Origin of the sequence: Allobosea caraganae, from assembly GCF_003351345.1 — a bacterium.
In the GTDB taxonomy this organism is placed as follows: Bacteria; Pseudomonadota; Alphaproteobacteria; order Rhizobiales; family Beijerinckiaceae; genus Allobosea; species Allobosea caraganae.
Window position 1 is genome coordinate 366,629 of the sequence record NZ_QQTO01000022.1, and the last position, 16,795, is coordinate 383,423.

Below are 16,795 nucleotides of genomic sequence, written 5' to 3' on the forward strand. Positions count from 1 at the left end.
CGAAACGCTCTAAGCGGAGAATAAGGCCATCACGTAAACATGTCCGCGCAGATGGCGGCGTACCAGGCGAGGTTCTCGGCCTGGGTCTGGCGGCGGATCTCGTCGCTCTCGCCCGGCTGCGAGATGAAGGTGTCGGTCGCGGCGATGCGCCCCTCCTTCGGCTCGTAGCGGCCGCCGACCTTGATGGCGTCGTCGGTGTCGACCAGGCTCCAGCAGGTGTTGACGTAGCGCGCCGGGAAGGTGCGGCCATTGGCCAGTTCGCCGCGCACGATCATCGCCGCGACCTTGGCCTGGCTATTGGCCGAGAAGGCCGATTTCGGCATGTCGCCGGCATTGCAGGCATCGCCGAGCACGAAGATGCTGGCGTCCGCCGTCGACTTCATCGTCGCCGGATCGATGGCGCAATAGCCGCCGGCCGGAGCCAGCCCCGCATCGCGCGCGATCGCGCCCGCCATCTGGGCCGGGATGACGTTGACGAAGGCGCAGTTCTCGTAGCTCTCGAAGCCGGTGACGACCGTGCCGGTCCTGGGATCGACCGACTTGATGCCGTCATGGACCTTGGGTCCGAGCCATTCGATCATCGCGCCATAGCGCCTCTCCCAGTCGGGCTGGAAGACGCCCTGCTTGGAGAAGCTCTCCTTCGGATCGAGGATGATGATCTTGGCCTGCTTGCGGCCGGTCTGCGTCAGCACATGCGCGAACATCGAGGCGCGCTCATAGGGGCCGGGCGGGCAGCGATAGGGGTTGGGCGGGGCGATCATCACGATCACGCCGCCATCGGGCACCGCGTCGAGCTTCTGCTTGATGAGCTGCGTCTGGCGGCCGGGCTTCCAGCCATGCGGCATCAGCTCTTCGGCGTCCTTCGACCAGCCGGGCACCGAATCGTATTTCAGGTCGATGCCGGGCGAAAGCACGAGCCGGTCGTAAGCCAGGCGCTGGCCATCGGCGAGCACGACCTCGCGCTTGTCGCGGTCGATCTGCGTGGCGCGGGCGCGGACGAGCGCGATGCCGTAGGCCGAGGCCAGCGCATCATAGCGATGGACGATCTCGTCATAGCTCTTGAAGCCGCCGATATAGAGGTTGGAGTGGAAGCAGGTCTGGTAGGTCTCGTTCTCCTCGACCAGCGTCACCGTGATCGCGTCGTTGCCCTCCTTGGCGATGTACTTCGCCGCCGTGGCCCCGCCCGGGCCACCGCCGACCACGACGACGCGCGGCTTGGCCTGGCCGAGCACGGCGGGGGCGGCGAGCGTGCTCGCGGCCAATAGGGCGCCGGAGCCGGCGGCCAGATCACGACGCGTGAGTTTCATCGGCACATCCTCCGCATGTCGGGTTCAGGGCTTCGGCTTGAGCGCGCCGAAATAGGCGGCGAGCGCGGCCATGTCGTCGTGGCTGAGGCGCGCGACGATGGCCTGCATCACCTGGTTGTCGCGCTCCTTGCGGCCATAGGATTCGAGCACGGCGACGAATTGCGGCTCCGGCCAGCCGATGATCGCGGGGATGCCGCCAGTGGAGCGGCCGGAGAGCTGGTGGCAGGAGGTGCATTCGGAGGCGAGGTATTCGCCCAGCGCCTTGTCTGCCGCAGCCCGGGCCGGCGCCGCAATGGCGAACAGCGCCGCACAGAGGGCCAGGCCCGCCGCCGCCCGCAAATATCGCTCCTGCCTGCCGCTTCTGCTCAAGCCTGGCTCCCGTCGGCGCGGCCCATCGGCGGCGCCCGGGCAGGAGCTAACCTTCTTTTTGGACAAACTCGTAGGTCCGGGCTTTCACGATCCTGTCAGGCTGTCGCGAGCGAAGCGGCGAATCGCCTCTTCAACCAGCGCCCGCGACGGCGTATGAGAGCGCCATGACCTCAGCGCCGCCGCCAGATCAGGGACGTTTCGGCCTGCGCCGGGCCCTGATGCTCGTCCTGCAGGGCGTGCTTTCAGTCCTGATCCTGATCGACGAGGTCGTCCGCCCGCTCTATCGCCCGATCGCGGGCTGGGTCTCGCAGCGACGCTTGGTCGCGCAGGCGGAGGCCTTCATCGCGCGCCAGCCGCGCCTCGCCATCCTGGCGCTGCTGGCGATCCCCTTCGCCATCGCCGAGCCGCTGAAGCTGGTCGGCCTCGTCCTGATCGCGCGCGAGCAGGTCGGATTGGGCGCCACCGTGCTGGTCCTCGCCCATCTCGCCAGCTTCCTGATCGTCGAGCGCATCTACCATGCCGGCCGCGAGAAGCTGCTGACCTATCGCTGGCTCAACTGGATCATGACGCTGCTCGACGGCCTGCGCTCGCAGATGCTGGCCTGGCTCAAGGCGAGCCCGGTCTACGCGGTGGCGATGCAGACGCGCGACGCGATCCGGCGCTGGTGGGGCGCGCGCAGCGCCTGAACGACGATCAACCTGGAGCAAGCCGCGTGAAGCACGACCCCGCCACAACCGACATCGTGATCTACCACAACCCCGATTGCGGCACCTCGCGCAACACGCTGGCGCTGATCCGCAATGCCGGAGTCGAGCCGCATGTCGTCGAGTACCTCAAGACGCCGCCGAACCGGGCGCTGCTGACCCGGCTGCTCCAGCGCATGAACCTGAAGCTGCGCGCCATCCTGCGCGAGAAGGGCACGCCCTTCACTGAGCTCGGCCTCGGCGATCCCGCCATCGGCGACGAGGCGATCTGGGACGCCATCGCCGCACACCCGATCCTGATCAACCGGCCGATCGTGGTGACGCCGTGGGGCGTCGCGCTGTGCCGGCCCTCGGAAGCGGTGCTCGACATCCTGCCGCTGCCGCAGCTTGGACCGCTGAACAAGGAAGACGGCGAGCCGCTGATCGATGCGCAGGGCCGGCGCGTTGCCATAGCCTGACATGGCCCGCCCCCTCCCCACCCGCCTGCTGGCGGAAGCGCTCGGCACCGGCATCCTGGTCGCCACGGTCGTCGGCTCCGGCATCATGGCGACCAGGCTGTCGCAGGACGTCGCGATCCAGCTGCTCGGCAACACGATCCCGACCGGGGCGATCCTGGTCGTGCTGATCACGATCCTTGGGCCGGTCTCGGGCGCGCATCTCAATCCGGCGGTGAGCCTCGTCTTCGCTGTCAGGCGCGAACTGCCCTGGCGGGAGCTCGGGCCCTATGCGCTGGCGCAATGCCTCGGCGGCCTCGCCGGCACCGCCATCGCACACCTGATGTTCGGGCTGGCGCCGCTGATGATCGGCACGACGGCGCGGACCGGCGCCCCGCTCTGGCTGGCGGAGGCGGTCGCGACCTTCACGCTGGTCATCGCCATTCTCGGCTCGCTCAAGGCGCGGCCGGAGAGCGTGCCCGTCATCGTCGGGCTGACCATCACCGCGACCTACTGGTTCACGGCCTCGACCTCCTTCGCCAACCCGGCGGTGACGCTGGCGCGCGGCTTCACCACGAGCTTCGCCGGCATCGCGCTGGAGCATGTGCCGATGTTCGTGCTGGCGCAGATCGCGGGGGCGCTGGTCGGGTTGGCGGTCGCAGGCGCCTTGTCGTTCAATCGCAGCTAGATCGCCGTGCGTCCTATCGGACGCAATGTGGCGATCTAGGCTTTTGTTATTGCATCGGATCTTTCCGAAAACCGGATTCCACTTTTCGGTCCGATGCTCTAGGCAGCTTGCCGCGCCGGTCAAACAGTCCGGTGCTGATGCGCGGTGGCGATGGCGGACAGGTCCGCCGCCGGATCGACGACGATCTGTTTCTGCTTGCGCTCGGAATAGCGCTCGACCAGCGCCGCCGCATGCGGCCGCAGCAGGATGGTGAAGCGGACCAGTTCCTCCATCACGTCGACGATGCGGTCATAGTAGGATGACGGCCTCATCCGCCCGGCCTCGTCGAACTCCTTGTAGGCCATGGCGATGCTCGACTGGTTGGGGATGGTGACCATGCGCATCCAACGCCCGAGCAGGCGCAGCGTATTGACCGCGTTGAAGGATTGCGAGCCGCCTGAGACCTGCATCACCGCGAGCGTACGCCCCTGCGTCGGGCGGATGCCGCCCATCTCGAGCGGCAGATGGTCGATCTGCGCCTTCATCAGGCCGGTGATCTGGCCATGGCGCTCGGGGCTGCACCAGACCTGCCCCTCAGACCAGATCGAGAGCTCGCGCAATTCCCTGACGGCCGGATGGTCGTCGCCCTTGACCTGGTCGGGCAGCGGCAGGTCGGAGGGGTCGAAGATGCGCGCCTCGGCGCCGAACAGCGTGAGCAGCCGCGCCGCCTCCTCGGTGGCGAACCGCGAGAAGGAGCGCTCGCGCAGGGAGCCGTAGAGCAGCAGGATGCGCGGGGGATGGCCGGGTGGATCGGGCAGGTTCCCAGCCGGGCGCAACATGAGGTGCTCCGGCTTCAACGCCGGAAAAGTCGCTGGATCGGGCAGGTCGCGCAGCCGCATGACGGAACTCGCTTGATGATGACGGAGCCGGCGCCGGCTCAGCGGACCTTGCGCGCCAGCAGGAACAGGGCGGAGGCGGCCAGCGCCGAGAGCGCGACCATGAGTGCGTTGCCCGGCATCAGCCCGGCGCGCTCGATCAGCATGGCGAAGGCGAGCGGGGCGGCTGCCTTGATGACGAGCCCCGGCGCCGAGAGCTTGCCGAGCATGGCGCCGTAGCCGACCGGGCCGAAGAGCTGGAGCGGCACGGTGCCGCGCACGATCGAGCCCAGCCCCATGCTGATGCCATAGGCGATGGCGAAGAGACCGGCGAGCGTCGCCGTCGTGCTGCCGAGCATCAGCAGGAGGAAGCCGAGCGGCATCAGCAGGGCCGAGAGCCAGGCGGTGGTGACCGGCGAGACGTTCTTGCCGAACAGCATCTCGACCAGCCGCCCGGCGACCTGCGACGGGCCGACCATGGCGCCGATCGTGACCGCGACCGCCGCGCTCAGGCCGAGCCCCTGCAACATCGTCAGCAGGTGGATCGACATCGCCGAGACGACGAAGCCCTGCAGCGAGAAGGCGAAGGCGAGCAGGATGAAGGCGCTGCGGCGCGCCTCGCCTTCGAGATAGGTGGCGGCCAGGACTGGGGCGGCGCCGTCCGGCTTCGGCATCTCGGGCGCGCGGTTGACCCGGCCCGGCAGCAGGACAAGATGCAAGGGCACGCAGAGCACGAGTTGCAGCACCCCGTAGGCGCGATAGATGCCGCGCCAATCCAGCCAGGCGAGCAGCGTCGTGGTCAGCGGCCAGAACAGGGTCGAAGCGAAGCCGCCGATCAGGGTGAGCTGGCTGATGGCGCGCCGCGCGCCGGCTCCACGCGCCTGGGTCAGGGCAGCGAAGGCGGCGTCGTAGAACACCATGGTCGAGACGATCTCGACCGCGATCATCGCGACGAAGTAGCTCACCGGGCCGCGCGCCTCGGCCAGGGCCAGCAATGACAGCCCGGCCAGCGCGGAGCCGAGCGTCATCACCAGCCGCGTGCCGTAGCGGTCGATCATCCGGCCGGTGAAGGGGGCAACCGCGCCGCCGATCAGGAGCCCCGCCGCGAAGCCGCCATAGGTCCATTCCGGCGCCCAGCCGAAGCTCGCGGTCAGGCGGGGAGCCAGCACGGCGAAGGCATAGTAGAGTGTGCCGTAGCCGATGACCTGGGTGATGCCGAGGGCGAGGATGAGGGACCACCCGCGTCCGCCTGCGGGCGCGGGAAAAGACACGTCGGGCATCAGGCTTGGAGAACCTCTCTCGCTGCGGGGCCGTTCGCGGCGCAGGCGCCATCCATGCAGCATTCCGCCACGAGGAAGTCGACGAGTTCGCCCATCATCCCGAAATTCGCCCTGCAGATCAGCGTGGTGCCATCGCGCTCCTGGCTCACCAGCCCGACAATGATCAGCGTCTTCAGGTGATGCGACAGGGTCGAGGCAGCGATGCCGAGGCGCTGCTGGCATCGGCCGACCGGGAGACCGGGGTGCCCGGCCCGCACCAGCAGGCGGTAGAGCGCGAGCCGGGTCGGGTTGCCCAGGGCTTCGAGCTTCGCGGCGGCGTCATCGGTTTGCATGCGCTCAGGATTCCTGGCCTGTCGCCGCCAGTCAATCGATATTTCCGGAATATTGGAAATATTAATCGACCACGCCGGCGCCGGATCGCCTGTCCGGGTTCGGCCGCCAAGCTCATACCGGGGTCACACCGCATGCATCTCTTGCAGGGAAACAATAGCGTCACGTCATCGCGAGAGCGATGTTTCGCTTTGACAACCGCCCCTCGACTCGCCAGTAACGCGAAGATGGGATTTGATCAGTTTAGATTTTTTCTAAAGAAAGACTAATCTGTTCGAATGCTTGGCAAATCCAGATCTCATCTGACTACGCGGGACAGAGAGCTCACCGGAATGACTGACAGGGACAATGCTCATCGCGACCGTGCTTCGGTCAGAGCCGAAGCGAGCCGCCTCGCCTTGCGGCTGCTGGTGCCGGCCATCGCGCTGATCCTCTCGTCGGCCTCGGTCATCGCCCAGCCGGCGCCGCAGCCGAGCGCGCAACCTGCCCCGGCGCTGACCGCACCGCCGGCGCCCAGCGCTCCCGTTTCGCCGCCCGCCGCTGCCGCGCCCGCACCCGATGTCGGCCTCGCCGCCGCAGCGCCGGGGCCAGTTCCAGCCGCCGGCCCCGCGCCCGCCATCACCACCGGCCTGCCGCATGACCTGTCGCCCTGGGGCATGTTCATGGCGGCCGACATCGTCGTGAAGGCGGTGATGCTCGGCCTCGCCTTCGCCTCGCTGGTGACCTGGACGATCTGGCTCGCCAAGGCGATCGAGCTGATGTCGGCGAAGTCGCGGGCCACGCAATCGGCGCGCTGGCTCGAAAAATCCGAGAGCCTGGAGGCCGCGGCGGAGCTGATCACGGTCCACCGCACCAGGCGCGGCCCGGTCGCGGACCTGGTCGAAGCCGCCCGGCGCGAGACCGCGCGCTCGGCCGACCTCTCGGAGGACGGCATCAAGGAGCGCGTCGCGATCGCCCTGTCGCGCATCGAGGCGCGGGCCGGCCGCAGCATGGCGCGCGGCACCGGCCTGCTCGCCACGATCGGCTCGACCGCGCCCTTCGTCGGCCTGTTCGGCACGGTCTGGGGCATCATGAACTCGTTCATCGGCATCTCGCAGTCGAAGACCACGAACCTCGCCGTCGTCGCGCCCGGCATCGCCGAGGCGCTGCTGGCGACCGCGATCGGGCTCATTGCCGCCATCCCGGCCGTGATCATCTACAACGTCTTCGCCCGCGCCATCACCGGCTATCGCGCCGTGCTCTCGGATGCCTCCGGCGAGGTGCTGCGCCATCTCTCGCGCGACCTGGAGCGGGCCCATCGCACCGCCACGCAACGTCCCGCGCAGCCGGTCGCCATGCCGCGGCTGATGCCGGCGGAGTGAGCCATGGCCGTCTCGCTCAAGGACCCGCAGGATGGCGATCTCAGCGAAGTCGCCGACATCAACGTCACCCCCTTCATCGACGTCATCCTGGTGCTGCTGATTATCTTCATGGTCGCGGCGCCGCTCTCGACGGTGGATGTCGCAGTCGACCTGCCGGTCTCGAACGCGCGGCCGCAGCCGCGACCCGACAAGCCGGTGTTCCTGACCGTGAAGGGCGACCTCTCGCTCGCGCTCGGCAATGACGGCGTGCCGCGCGAGGCGCTGCAGGCGGTGCTCGACCGGCAGACCGCCAACGACCGCGAGCAGCGCGTCTTCCTGCGCGCCGACGGCGCTGTGGCCTATCGCGACCTGATGGAGGTGATGAACCTCCTGCGCAATGCCGGCTACCTCAAGATCGCGCTGGTCGGCATCGAGGATACCGGCCAGGGCAATGCTGCTCCCGCCCCTGCCGCCGGGGCGCGGCCATGAGCTTTGGACCCCTCGACGCGGAACCGGCGCCCCGGCGCCTCTGGCCGGCGCTGCTGCGCTGGGCCATGGCCGCGCTGGTCGTGATCTCTGCCCATGGCAGCCTGGCCTGGTTTGCGCTGAGCTGGCGCCCGAACGAGGCTGCCGCCGGAGCGCCCGAGCCCGCCGTGATGATCGAGCTCGCCGCCGTCTCGGTCGCGCCCGAATCGGCGCCGAGCGAGCTGCCGCCGGCGCCGCAGCCGACCGAGACCGAGCCGGAGCCGACTCCCCCGGAGCCCGAGCCCGAACCGGTCAAGGAGCCGGAACCGCCGCCGCCCGAGCCTGTGCCGGAACCCGAGCCCGAGCCGGTGAAGTTGCCAGAGCCCGAGATCAAGCTGCCGGAACTGCCGCAGCTGCCAGAGCCCGCCGCCGTGCTGGCGCCGCCCCCGCCGCCCAAGATCGAGAAGCCGAAGGTGGTCGAGCGTAAGCCGGTGCCGCCCAAGCCGAAGCCCAAGCTGGTCGAGCGCCGCAAGCCGGTCGAGCGGCAGAAGCCGAAGATGGAGCAGGCCGCCGCGCCGCCGCCTTCGGCGGCCGCGGCCGCAGCACCGTCCTCCGCCATCGCCTCGCTCGGACGGGCCGAGGCGACGCCCGACGAAATGGCGGCCTGGCGCGGCAGGGTCAGCGCCCATATCAGCCGCTTCGCCAGGCAGGTTCAGCGGCGGGTCCCATCCGTGGTCATCGTCCCCATCGCCTTCAGCGTCGACCGCGGCGGCCAGATGCTCGTCGCGCGCCTGGCCAGGAGTTCCGGGGATGCGGAGCTCGATGCGGCGGCGCTGGCGATCCTTCAGCGCGCGAACCCCGTCCCGGCGCCGCCGGCCGGCCGCGGCACGATCGCCCTGACGATCCCCGTGCGCTTCACACCCTGAGCAACCTAGGCCCGGCTTCGGCCAACGCGTCGTTGCGGGCGCAGCGCCGCCGTTAAGCCACACCAGCCGGTAGAATGCCGGGCCATGCGCGCAAGGGCATTTCGCGCGGGCGTCGCCCTGCCTATAGAAGGCTGAAACGCCGTTCGTGCCGGCCGCGCCGGACGAGACGAGACATCGGACCCATGCTTCGCCGCTTCTTCGCCTATTACGCGCCGCATCGCGGGCTGTTCGCGCTGGATTTCTCCTGCGCGGTGCTGTCGGGCCTGCTCGAGCTCGCCTTCCCGATCGCGGTCAAGCTGTTCATCGACCAGCTGCTGCCCAGCCAGAACTGGGGGCTGATCCTCGCCTGCGCCGCCGGGCTGGTCGTGATCTACCTGACCAATGGCGGGCTGATGGCGATCGTGACCTATTGGGGCCACATGCTCGGCATCAACATCGAGACCGAGATGCGCCGCAAGGCCTTCGACCACCTGCAGAAGCTCTCCTTCAGCTATTTCGACAACCAGAAGACCGGCCATCTCGTCGCCCGGCTGACCAAGGACCTGGAGGAGATCGGCGAGGTCGCGCATCACGGGCCGGAAGACCTCTTCATCGCGATCATGACCCTGCTCGGCGCCTTCGCGCTGATGTTCACGGTCAGCGTCGAGCTCGCCCTGATCACCGCCGCGATCGTGCCGCTGACCGGCTGGCTGACCAGCCGCTATGGCGGCCGCATGACGCAGAACTGGCAGCAGCTCTTCGGCCGCGTCGGCAGCTTCAATGCCAGGATCGAGGAGAATGTCGGCGGCATCCGCGTCGTGCAGGCCTTCGCCAACGAGGAGCACGAGCGCCGGCTCTTCGCCGACGACAACCAGAACTACCGCCGGACCAAGCTCGACGCCTACCGGATCATGGCCGCCACGACCTCGCTGAGCTATCTCAGCATGCGCCTGACCCAGATGGTGGTGATGGTCGCCGGCAGCTATTTCGTCATCGCGGGCTCCCTGAGCCAGGGCGGTTTCGTCGGCTTCCTGCTGCTGATCACCGTGTTCTTCCGGCCGATCGAGAAGATCAACTCGGTGATCGAGACCTATCCGAAGGGCATTGCCGGCTTCCGCCGCTATACCGAGTTCCTCGACACCGAGCCGGATATCGCCGACCGGCCGGGCGCGCAGTCCGTGCCGCGGCTGCGGGGCGAGATCGCCTATGAGAAGGTCGCCTTCTCCTACCAGACCGGCCGGCCGGTGCTGGCCGGCATCGACCTGACGATCAAGCCGGGCGAGACCATCGCCTTCGTCGGCCCGTCAGGCGCCGGCAAGACCACGATCTGCTCGCTGCTGCCGCGCTTCTACGAGGTGACGGGCGGGCGCATCACCATCGACGGCATCGACATCCGCGAGATGACGCTGGCGTCGCTGCGCGGGCAGATCGGCATCGTGCAGCAGGACGTCTTCCTCTTCGCGGGCACGATGCGCGAGAACATCGCCTATGGCCGGCTGGAGGCTGATGAAGACGAGATCGTTGAGGCGGCCCGGCGCGCCCGGCTCGACGAGGTCATCGCGGCGCTGCCCGACGGGCTCGACACGATCATCGGCGAGCGCGGCGTCAAGCTCTCCGGCGGCCAGAAGCAGCGCCTCGCCATCGCCCGCATCTTCCTGAAGAACCCGCCGATCCTGATCCTCGACGAGGCGACCTCGGCGCTGGACACGCAGACCGAGCGCGCCATCCAGCAATCGCTCTCGGAGCTGTCGCAGGGCCGCACCACGCTGATGATCGCGCACCGCCTCGCAACGATCCGCGACGCCGACCGCATCGTCGTGGTCGACACCACCGGCATCGCCGAGCAGGGCAGCCATGCCGAGCTGGTCAAGGCGGACGGAATCTATCGGCGGCTGCACGAGGCGTAGGACGGGGCGAGCTTCCCTTCTCCCCGATGGGAGAAGGTGCCCCGGCAGAGGCGGATGAGGGCCTGCCGTCAATCCAGTTACCGCCGTCATGCTCGGCCTTGTGCCGAGCATCCACGCCTTGCAACGGCAACGCTGCCGCAACGTGGCAAAGACGTGGATGGTCGGGATGATCCTCGGGTCAAGCCCGAGGACGACCATGACGGGAAGGGTACAGCAGCAGCGTCTGGCGTCCGGCCCTCACCCTGCCCCCTCACTGATCTCGGGCTTGCCCAAGATCAGAACTCCGAGTGTCGAAGTCGGGTAGACCCGACTTCGAAGCGGGAGAGGGTTCCCCGCGGATCCTTCGGGATGATCTGAGGCTTGGCGTTCAGAAGGCGATGTCGATCCGGCCCCTGAGCGCCTGATCGCGCGCCTTGTCGCTGATCGCGGCGCTGTAGCTGACGCCCAGCGTCGCCGCGTTCGAGACCTTCCAGGCCAGCCCCGCCTCGGCCAGCAGCGCGTTGCGCGCGATCGGCGTGGCGTAGCTGCGGAACGGCAGGCCGCCGCTGACGAAGGCGAGATCGGCCGCCGGCGTCGTATCGCCGAAAGCGTAGCGCCAGCCGAGCATGCCGCGCGCCACCAGCGGCAGCGCCCCGAGCTGCATCTCGGCGCGCAGGCCGAGCGTGGTGAAGCCGAGGCTCTGGTCGCGGGCGAGCACCGTAAGCGCCGCCGCCCCACCCTGCTCGGCCTCGCGCTCGGTGCGAATGGTGACCGCCGCGATCTGCGCGAAGGGCTCGAGCGCCACCGGGCCAAGCGTCATGCCATAGCCGATCTCGGCGAAGGCCTGCGCGGTCGCGCTGCGGCCGTCGAGGCGCAGGTAGTCCGCGAAGCCGGGGAAGCCGACGCTGCGCTTCACGTCGACATCGTTCCAGGCATAGGCGGCGCCGGCCCGGAGCGCGATCGCGCCGAAGCGCGCCCCACCGTAGAGCGCGCCATGGACGCTCGACACGTCGCCATCCGAGCGACGCGCATCGAGGTCGAAATCGGTCTTGGTATAGCCGCCGGCAACGCCGAGGCGCCATTGCCCCTGCTCCAGCTCGGCGCCGAGCAGCATGCCGCCACCGCGCCGGCTCATCGAGGCAGCGTTGCCGTCGCGGTCGGTCGAGCCCTGCGCGCCAATGGCCTCGCCCCAAATCGTGAAGCGCCGCGTCTCGAAGGCCGGCGCCGGCATGGCCGTGACCGCGGCGTGCCCAGGCAGGTCGGCCGTGAAGGAGCCCTGGACGCTGCCGCCGGACGCTGCCGCGCCGAATGGTGCGCGCGCCCGGTTGAGGATGGTCTCGCGCACCAGATGGCTGTCCTCGATCGCGACCGAGACGGCCTGCGCATGCGCCTCGCCGGAGAGCAGATCGAAGCCGGCGCGGGCCTGTTCGGCGGTGGTGCCGAGCAAGGCGTCGTAGAGCCGGTTGCCGGTCCCGAGCGATTGCGCGGCATTGGCCGCGCCGGCCTGGTTGCGGGTGGCGGCGACGAAGGCGCGCGGCCCCGGCTGCGGCCCGAAATCGGTGTCGTTGCGCGTCATGGTCAGCACGACGGCGTTGGGATCGTAGCTCAGCAACGGCGTCAGGAAGGCGAGGTCGGAGGTGACGCTGGCGAACTGACCGCTGACCCCGCCCTGCGCGGTCAGGATGCTGTAGCGCGTCGAGTCCGCGTAGGCCCCGGTTGCCGCCAGGACCTGGACCTGGCCGCCGCTCAGCGTGGCGGCGCCGGTCGCCGCGATCCGGTCGCTCGCGCCGGTCCCGTCGAGCTCGACCCGATAGACCGTGCCGGCTCCGAAGCCGACATTGCCGGCGACGTTCAGCGTGCCGATCGAGTTGCCGGGAGCGACCGTGCCGCTCTGGACATTGATGCCGCCGACCGTGCCGCTGCCGCCGAGCGTGCCGCCGCTCAGCGTCACCACCGAATTGGCGAGCGAGCCGTTCACAGCGAGAAGGCCGGCCGAGACGGTGGTCGGGCCGCTCAGCGTGCTGGTGCCGGTGAGGTTCAGGCTGCCAGCCCCCTGCTTGACCAGCGTGCCCGTGCCCGAGATCGCGCCCGAGAAGGTCCCGGCCGCAGCCTGATCGAAGACCAGCGCCGCATTGTTGAGGATGGCGCCCTGGAGGCTCGTGCTGTTGCCGACCAGCGTGCCGGCGCTGATCGTGGTGCCGCCGGAGTAGCTGTTCCCGCCGGTCAGGGTCAGCGAGCCGGCTCCCGCCTTCGAGAGGCCGCCGGTGCCGGTGATGGACTGGGTCAGCGTGAAGTTGTTGGCCGAGTTGGCGACGTCGAGAGTGCCGCCGGCTGCGCCGAGGGCGATCGCCCGATTGGCCCGGTTGTAGCCGATCCCGTCGATGCGCAGCGTGCCGCCGTCGAAGGCCAGGGCGCCCGAGGCGGCGCCGAGATTGGCATCTGATGCGACCCGGAGGACGCCGCCATTGAGGACGGTCGCCCCGGCATAGAGGTTCGTTCCGGTCAGCGTCAGCGTGCCCGCGCCCTGCTTGGCCAACGAGCCGGTGCCGGAGATGACGCCGGCGAAGGTGCCGTCCGTCGCTTGATCGAAGGCAAGAGCAGCGTTGTTCTCGATCGGCCCCTGCAGGCTGGCCGTGTTGCCAATCAAGGTGCCATCAGCGATCACCGTGCCGCCCGAATAGGTGTTGGCGCCGGTCAGGGTCAGCGCGCCGGCGCCCTGCTTGGTCAGCGAGCCGGTGCCGGAGATCACGCCGACGAATGTCCCGGCCCCGGCCTGGTCGAAGGCCAGCGCGGCGTTGTTCACGATCGGCCCCTGGAGGCTCGCCGTGTTGCCAATCAAGGTGCCATCAGCGATCACCGTGCCGCCCGAATAGGTGTTGGCGTCGGTCAGGGTCAGCGCGCCGGCGCCCTGCTTGGTCAGCGAGCCGGTACCGGAGATCACGCCGACGAATGTCCCGGCCCCGGCCTGGTCGAAGGCCAGCGCGGCGTTGTTCACGATCGGCCCCTGGAGGCTCGCCGCATTGCCGACCAAGGTGCCGCCGGAAATCCTCGTGCCGCCAGAATAGGTATTTGCGCCAGTCAGCGTCAGCGTGCCCGTGCCCTGCTTGGTCAGCGAGCCGGTGCCGCCGATCACGCCCGAGAAGCTCGTCGAGGCGTTGTTACCGCCGACGCTCAGGCTGGCGGCGCCGAGATCGACCGAACCGGCGCCGGCGAGCGAGGCGAGGGTCTGGTCCAGGCCCGCCAGGTCGAGCCGCGCGCCGGCCGCGATATCGAAGGCGGAGCTGGACGAGAAGACGTTGGCCGCGCCGGCGCGCAGGATGCCGCCGGTGACGCTGGTCGCGCCGGAATAGCTCTGAGGCCCCGTCATCACCAGCGTGCCCGCGCCGGCCTTGCTCAACCCGCCGGCTCCCGAGAGCGACTGGGTCAGCGTGAAGGTATTGCCGGCATCGGCGATGTCGAAGCCGCCGCCGGCCGCGCCGAAGCTGAACGGGCGGGCGCCGAGGGAGGTGAGGCCCGTGCCGGTGACGCGCAGCACGCCGCCGTTCATGGCGAGCGTGCTCGACGGATCGCCGAGATTGGCGTCGGAGGCGACGCTGAGGATGCCGCCGTTGAGGAAGGTCGTGCCAGTATAGCTGTTGGCGCCGCTGAGGACGAGCGTGCCGGCGCCCTGCTTGGTCAGCGTTCCCACGCCGCTGATATCGGCGGCCAGCGTCGCGCTGTCGGTGAAGTCGGCGACGATGCCGCCGTCATTGGTGATCGTCGGCGTGACGATCGAGCCGGCAAGCCCGCCGGTGCCGAGGTTGAGCGTGCCGAGCGTGCCGATCTCGATGCCAGCCGCGGCGTTCACCGTGCCGCCATCGGCGACGGTGAGCACGCCCGCATAGTCGCCGCAGCCGCAGCCGGGGTAGCCGACCAGAAGGCCGTTATCCGCGTTCAATATGGACCCTGCCCCGGTCACCGTGACGCTCGCGGTAAGGCCGAGCGCGGGATCGGGATCGGCGCCGATCGAGGTGAACGCTGTCGAGTTGACGACGCCTCCGGCGGAGATCACGACAGCGCCGCTGCCGCCGAAGGAAAAGCCGCCGACGAACAGGCCGTTATCGACAGTCCAGGTCGAGCCTGCCCCGGTCACGGTCACGGTCGGCGCGGGGCCGGCCCCCTCGAGCGCCGCTCCCGACTTGCTGTGGATCGCGCCGCCCGCGCTGATCGTCACGGTGCTCGGATCGAACGCGCCGATCGCGGTGAAGCCCTCCACGATCAGGGCCGAATTCGCTCCGGAGACCTCCACCGCGGACTCGACGATCAGGAATCCGGCCGGGTCCACCATGTTCAGCGTGCCGCCGTTGACGACGCGCAGCGTCCCGCCCTGCACGACGATGCCGCCGCTTCCGCCCGACGGATCGCCGACGCTGAGCGAGCCGCCGTCGACCTCCAGCGTCGGGCTCGAACAGCCGCAGAGGATGAGCAGGCCCCCGATGCTGCTCGTGCCCGTCAGGGTGAGCTTCCCCGGCCCATCCATGGACAGGGAGCCCTCGCCCGAGATCTCGCCGGAGAAAACGGTCGCGACGGGGTTGGCGCCGACGGTCAAGGTGGCGTCGATGCCGATCACGACCTTGCCGGTCCCCGACAGCGACCCAATCCAGGGATTGATCGGCCCGTCTTCGATTTGCAGGGTTCCGCTGGCGTTCACCGTCACGTCGGTCGCCTGCGGCAAGGCGCCGTCCGCCTGGATCAGCAAGGTTCCGGCCTCGACGATGGTGGCGCCCGAATAGTTGTTGGCACCGCTCAGCGCGAGCGTGCCGACGCCGGTCTTGACGATACCGAACGAGCCGCCGGAACTTTCCAGGATGTCGCCGGCATAGCGGGCGGCGAGGCCGGGGCCCACATTGATGGTGAAGTCGGACTCCAGGACGGCGGTGTTGCCGATGCTGAGGTTAGGCGCAATCTCGAGCGTGCCGCTCTTGACCAGCAGCAGGCCGGTTCCGAGCGCGCTGCTCTTCCCGGCGCGAACAGTGCCGCCGTCGAGCGTGAAATCGCCGGTGAAGGTGTTGGCCGCGTTGAGCGCGAGCAGGCCGCTGCCCCGCTTGGTGAGGCCGCCATCGCCGCTGATCGTGCCGGCATAGGTCAGGCCGGATGGCGAGACCGCGGCGTCGACCGAGATCGTCGCCGTCGTCCCGCGCAGGTAGATCGCCTGCCCCGCGGCCGAGCCGGCGCTGCCCAAAAAGGCCCCACCACCCGCACCGCCCGCCACGGCATGCGCGAAATCGCTTGAGCTCACTCCCGTGTCACGCAGCGTCAGCGAGCCGCCCTGATCGACGAAGATCGCGCCACCGAAGCCGGCCCCGCCACCGCCGCCGCCCGCGTAGGAAAAGGCTCCGGCATCGCCTCCGTTTCCACCTCCGGTGCCGCCGGCGCCGCGAACGCCGTTCGGCGCACCACCGCCCGCACCGCCGCCACCAGCGCCAAAGCCGCCACTGCCTCCGTTTCCGGCGGCGCCACTGTTACCGCCGCCGCCGCCGCCGCCAGCGCCGAAGCCGCCGGAACCACCCGCGCCGCCATTGGCCAGGCCGCCTGAGGCACCTGAAGCACCATTCAAGCCACCGCCGGCACCGCCGACATTGAGAGTCGTGGACACCGTGGCCCCGCCACTTCCGCCAACCGCGCGGTTATCCGCAAAGCTCACGCCCGCGACGTCGACGCTCGCGCCGGCTGCAACGAACAGCCCGCCGCCCGCGCCGAGGCCGCCGCCGCCGCCACCACCGCCGTTGATGCCGGCGTCCTGCCCAATCGCACCATTGGCGCCCCGCGCCAGGCCGTTGGCGAGCGTGAGGTTCTCGAAGGAAGCCGTGCCGCCATTGACCGTGAAGATCTGGAAGGCGTTGTTGCCGTTGATGGTGAAGGCGCTGCCGTCAGCGCTCTTGACGGTGATGGGGGCGCCCGAGGCGTTGTTGATCGCCGCCAGCGCCGAGGTCAGCGTGATGTCGTTCTGGATGGTGATCGTGTAGGCGCTCGCCGAGGCATTGGCCGCCGCGATCTGCGCGTTCAGCGAGGCGGTGTCCGTGGCGAAGCCGTCGGCCAAGGCGGCGGCCGGCGCGAGCGCGATCATCAGGGCGAGCAGGCTCGCGCGCATCGACAGCAGCGGGCGGCGCCCGCGCTGACCGGCCGAAAGGCGCGGCGCCTCGTTCAGTCGCCCGACTGCCAACGTCCCGCTATGATGCATACCTGCCCCCAAA

At 69.4% G+C, this 16,795-nt stretch carries 13 protein-coding genes; 7 read left to right on the forward strand and 6 right to left on the reverse strand.

The window, feature by feature from the left end; translation table 11 throughout:
* Positions 1–29: 29 nt before the first annotated feature.
* Together DWF00_RS18070 and DWF00_RS18075 are read right to left on the reverse strand one after the other, a co-directional pair.
* The gene (locus DWF00_RS18070; RefSeq protein WP_114829125.1) at positions 30–1,307 is read right to left on the reverse strand and encodes an NAD(P)/FAD-dependent oxidoreductase; all 1,278 of its coding nucleotides are present in this window, start codon (positions 1,305–1,307) and stop codon (positions 30–32) included.
* A gap of 24 nt (positions 1,308–1,331) precedes the next feature.
* Entirely contained in the window at positions 1,332–1,676 is a 345-nt protein-coding gene (locus DWF00_RS18075) for a c-type cytochrome (protein ID WP_147283685.1), read from the reverse strand.
* 164 nt (positions 1,677–1,840) lie between these two features.
* On the opposite strand from DWF00_RS18075, the gene DWF00_RS18080 reads away from it, so the two are divergent.
* The 3 genes from DWF00_RS18080 to DWF00_RS18090 are packed head-to-tail and all read left to right on the forward strand — an operon-like array spanning position 1,841 to position 3,502.
* On the forward strand, positions 1,841–2,362 hold the full coding sequence (locus DWF00_RS18080; protein ID WP_114829135.1) for a hypothetical protein: 522 nt from the start codon (positions 1,841–1,843) through the stop codon (positions 2,360–2,362).
* Between the two features lie 26 nt (positions 2,363–2,388).
* Positions 2,389–2,838 (forward strand): arsenate reductase (glutaredoxin), encoded by a 450-nt coding sequence (gene arsC / locus DWF00_RS18085; protein WP_114829138.1) that lies wholly within the window; start codon positions 2,389–2,391, stop codon positions 2,836–2,838.
* 1 nt (position 2,839) lies between these two features.
* Positions 2,840–3,502, forward strand: coding sequence for an MIP/aquaporin family protein (locus DWF00_RS18090; RefSeq protein WP_114829141.1), 663 nt, complete (start codon positions 2,840–2,842; stop codon positions 3,500–3,502).
* 119 nt (positions 3,503–3,621) lie between these two features.
* Here the strand turns inward: DWF00_RS18090 and arsH are convergent, their stop codons facing one another.
* The 3 genes from arsH to DWF00_RS18105 are packed head-to-tail and all read right to left on the reverse strand — an operon-like array spanning position 3,622 to position 5,968.
* Positions 3,622–4,380 carry an arsenical resistance protein ArsH gene (arsH, locus tag DWF00_RS18095; RefSeq protein ID WP_114829144.1) on the reverse strand — a complete coding sequence of 253 codons (759 nt, stop codon included), beginning with the start codon at positions 4,378–4,380 and terminating at the stop codon, positions 3,622–3,624.
* Positions 4,381–4,418: 38 nt separating this feature from the next.
* Entirely contained in the window at positions 4,419–5,636 is a 1,218-nt protein-coding gene (locus tag DWF00_RS18100; RefSeq protein ID WP_210208763.1) for an MFS transporter, read from the reverse strand.
* A complete protein-coding gene (locus DWF00_RS18105; protein ID WP_114829150.1) occupies positions 5,636–5,968 on the reverse strand; it encodes an ArsR/SmtB family transcription factor in 333 nt (110 codons plus the stop codon). The genes DWF00_RS18100 and DWF00_RS18105 overlap by 1 nt, the downstream gene beginning before the upstream one ends.
* Positions 5,969–6,298: 330 nt before the next feature.
* Here DWF00_RS18105 and exbB point away from each other — a divergent pair, with 330 nt between their 5' ends.
* From exbB to DWF00_RS18125, 4 genes are all read left to right on the forward strand, one after another.
* On the forward strand, positions 6,299–7,327 hold the full coding sequence (gene exbB, locus DWF00_RS18110) for a tonB-system energizer ExbB (protein ID WP_114829153.1): 1,029 nt from the start codon (positions 6,299–6,301) through the stop codon (positions 7,325–7,327).
* Positions 7,328–7,330: 3 nt separating this feature from the next.
* Positions 7,331–7,795, forward strand: a complete 465-nt coding sequence (gene exbD / locus DWF00_RS18115; protein ID WP_114829155.1) for a TonB system transport protein ExbD — start codon at positions 7,331–7,333, stop codon at positions 7,793–7,795.
* Positions 7,792–8,697, forward strand: coding sequence for a TonB family protein (locus DWF00_RS18120; protein ID WP_114829157.1), 906 nt, complete (start codon positions 7,792–7,794; stop codon positions 8,695–8,697). Before exbD ends, DWF00_RS18120 begins: the two co-directional genes overlap by 4 nt.
* 182 nt (positions 8,698–8,879) lie before the next feature.
* Positions 8,880–10,583, forward strand: a complete 1,704-nt coding sequence (locus DWF00_RS18125) for an ABC transporter ATP-binding protein (RefSeq protein WP_114829159.1) — start codon at positions 8,880–8,882, stop codon at positions 10,581–10,583.
* Positions 10,584–10,950: 367 nt separating this feature from the next.
* Here the strand turns inward: DWF00_RS18125 and DWF00_RS29500 are convergent, their stop codons facing one another.
* Complete coding sequence (locus DWF00_RS29500) at positions 10,951–16,782, reverse strand: autotransporter-associated beta strand repeat-containing protein (protein WP_181832620.1); 5,832 nt, start codon at positions 16,780–16,782, stop codon at positions 10,951–10,953.
* Between the last annotated feature and the right edge of the window lie 13 nt (positions 16,783–16,795).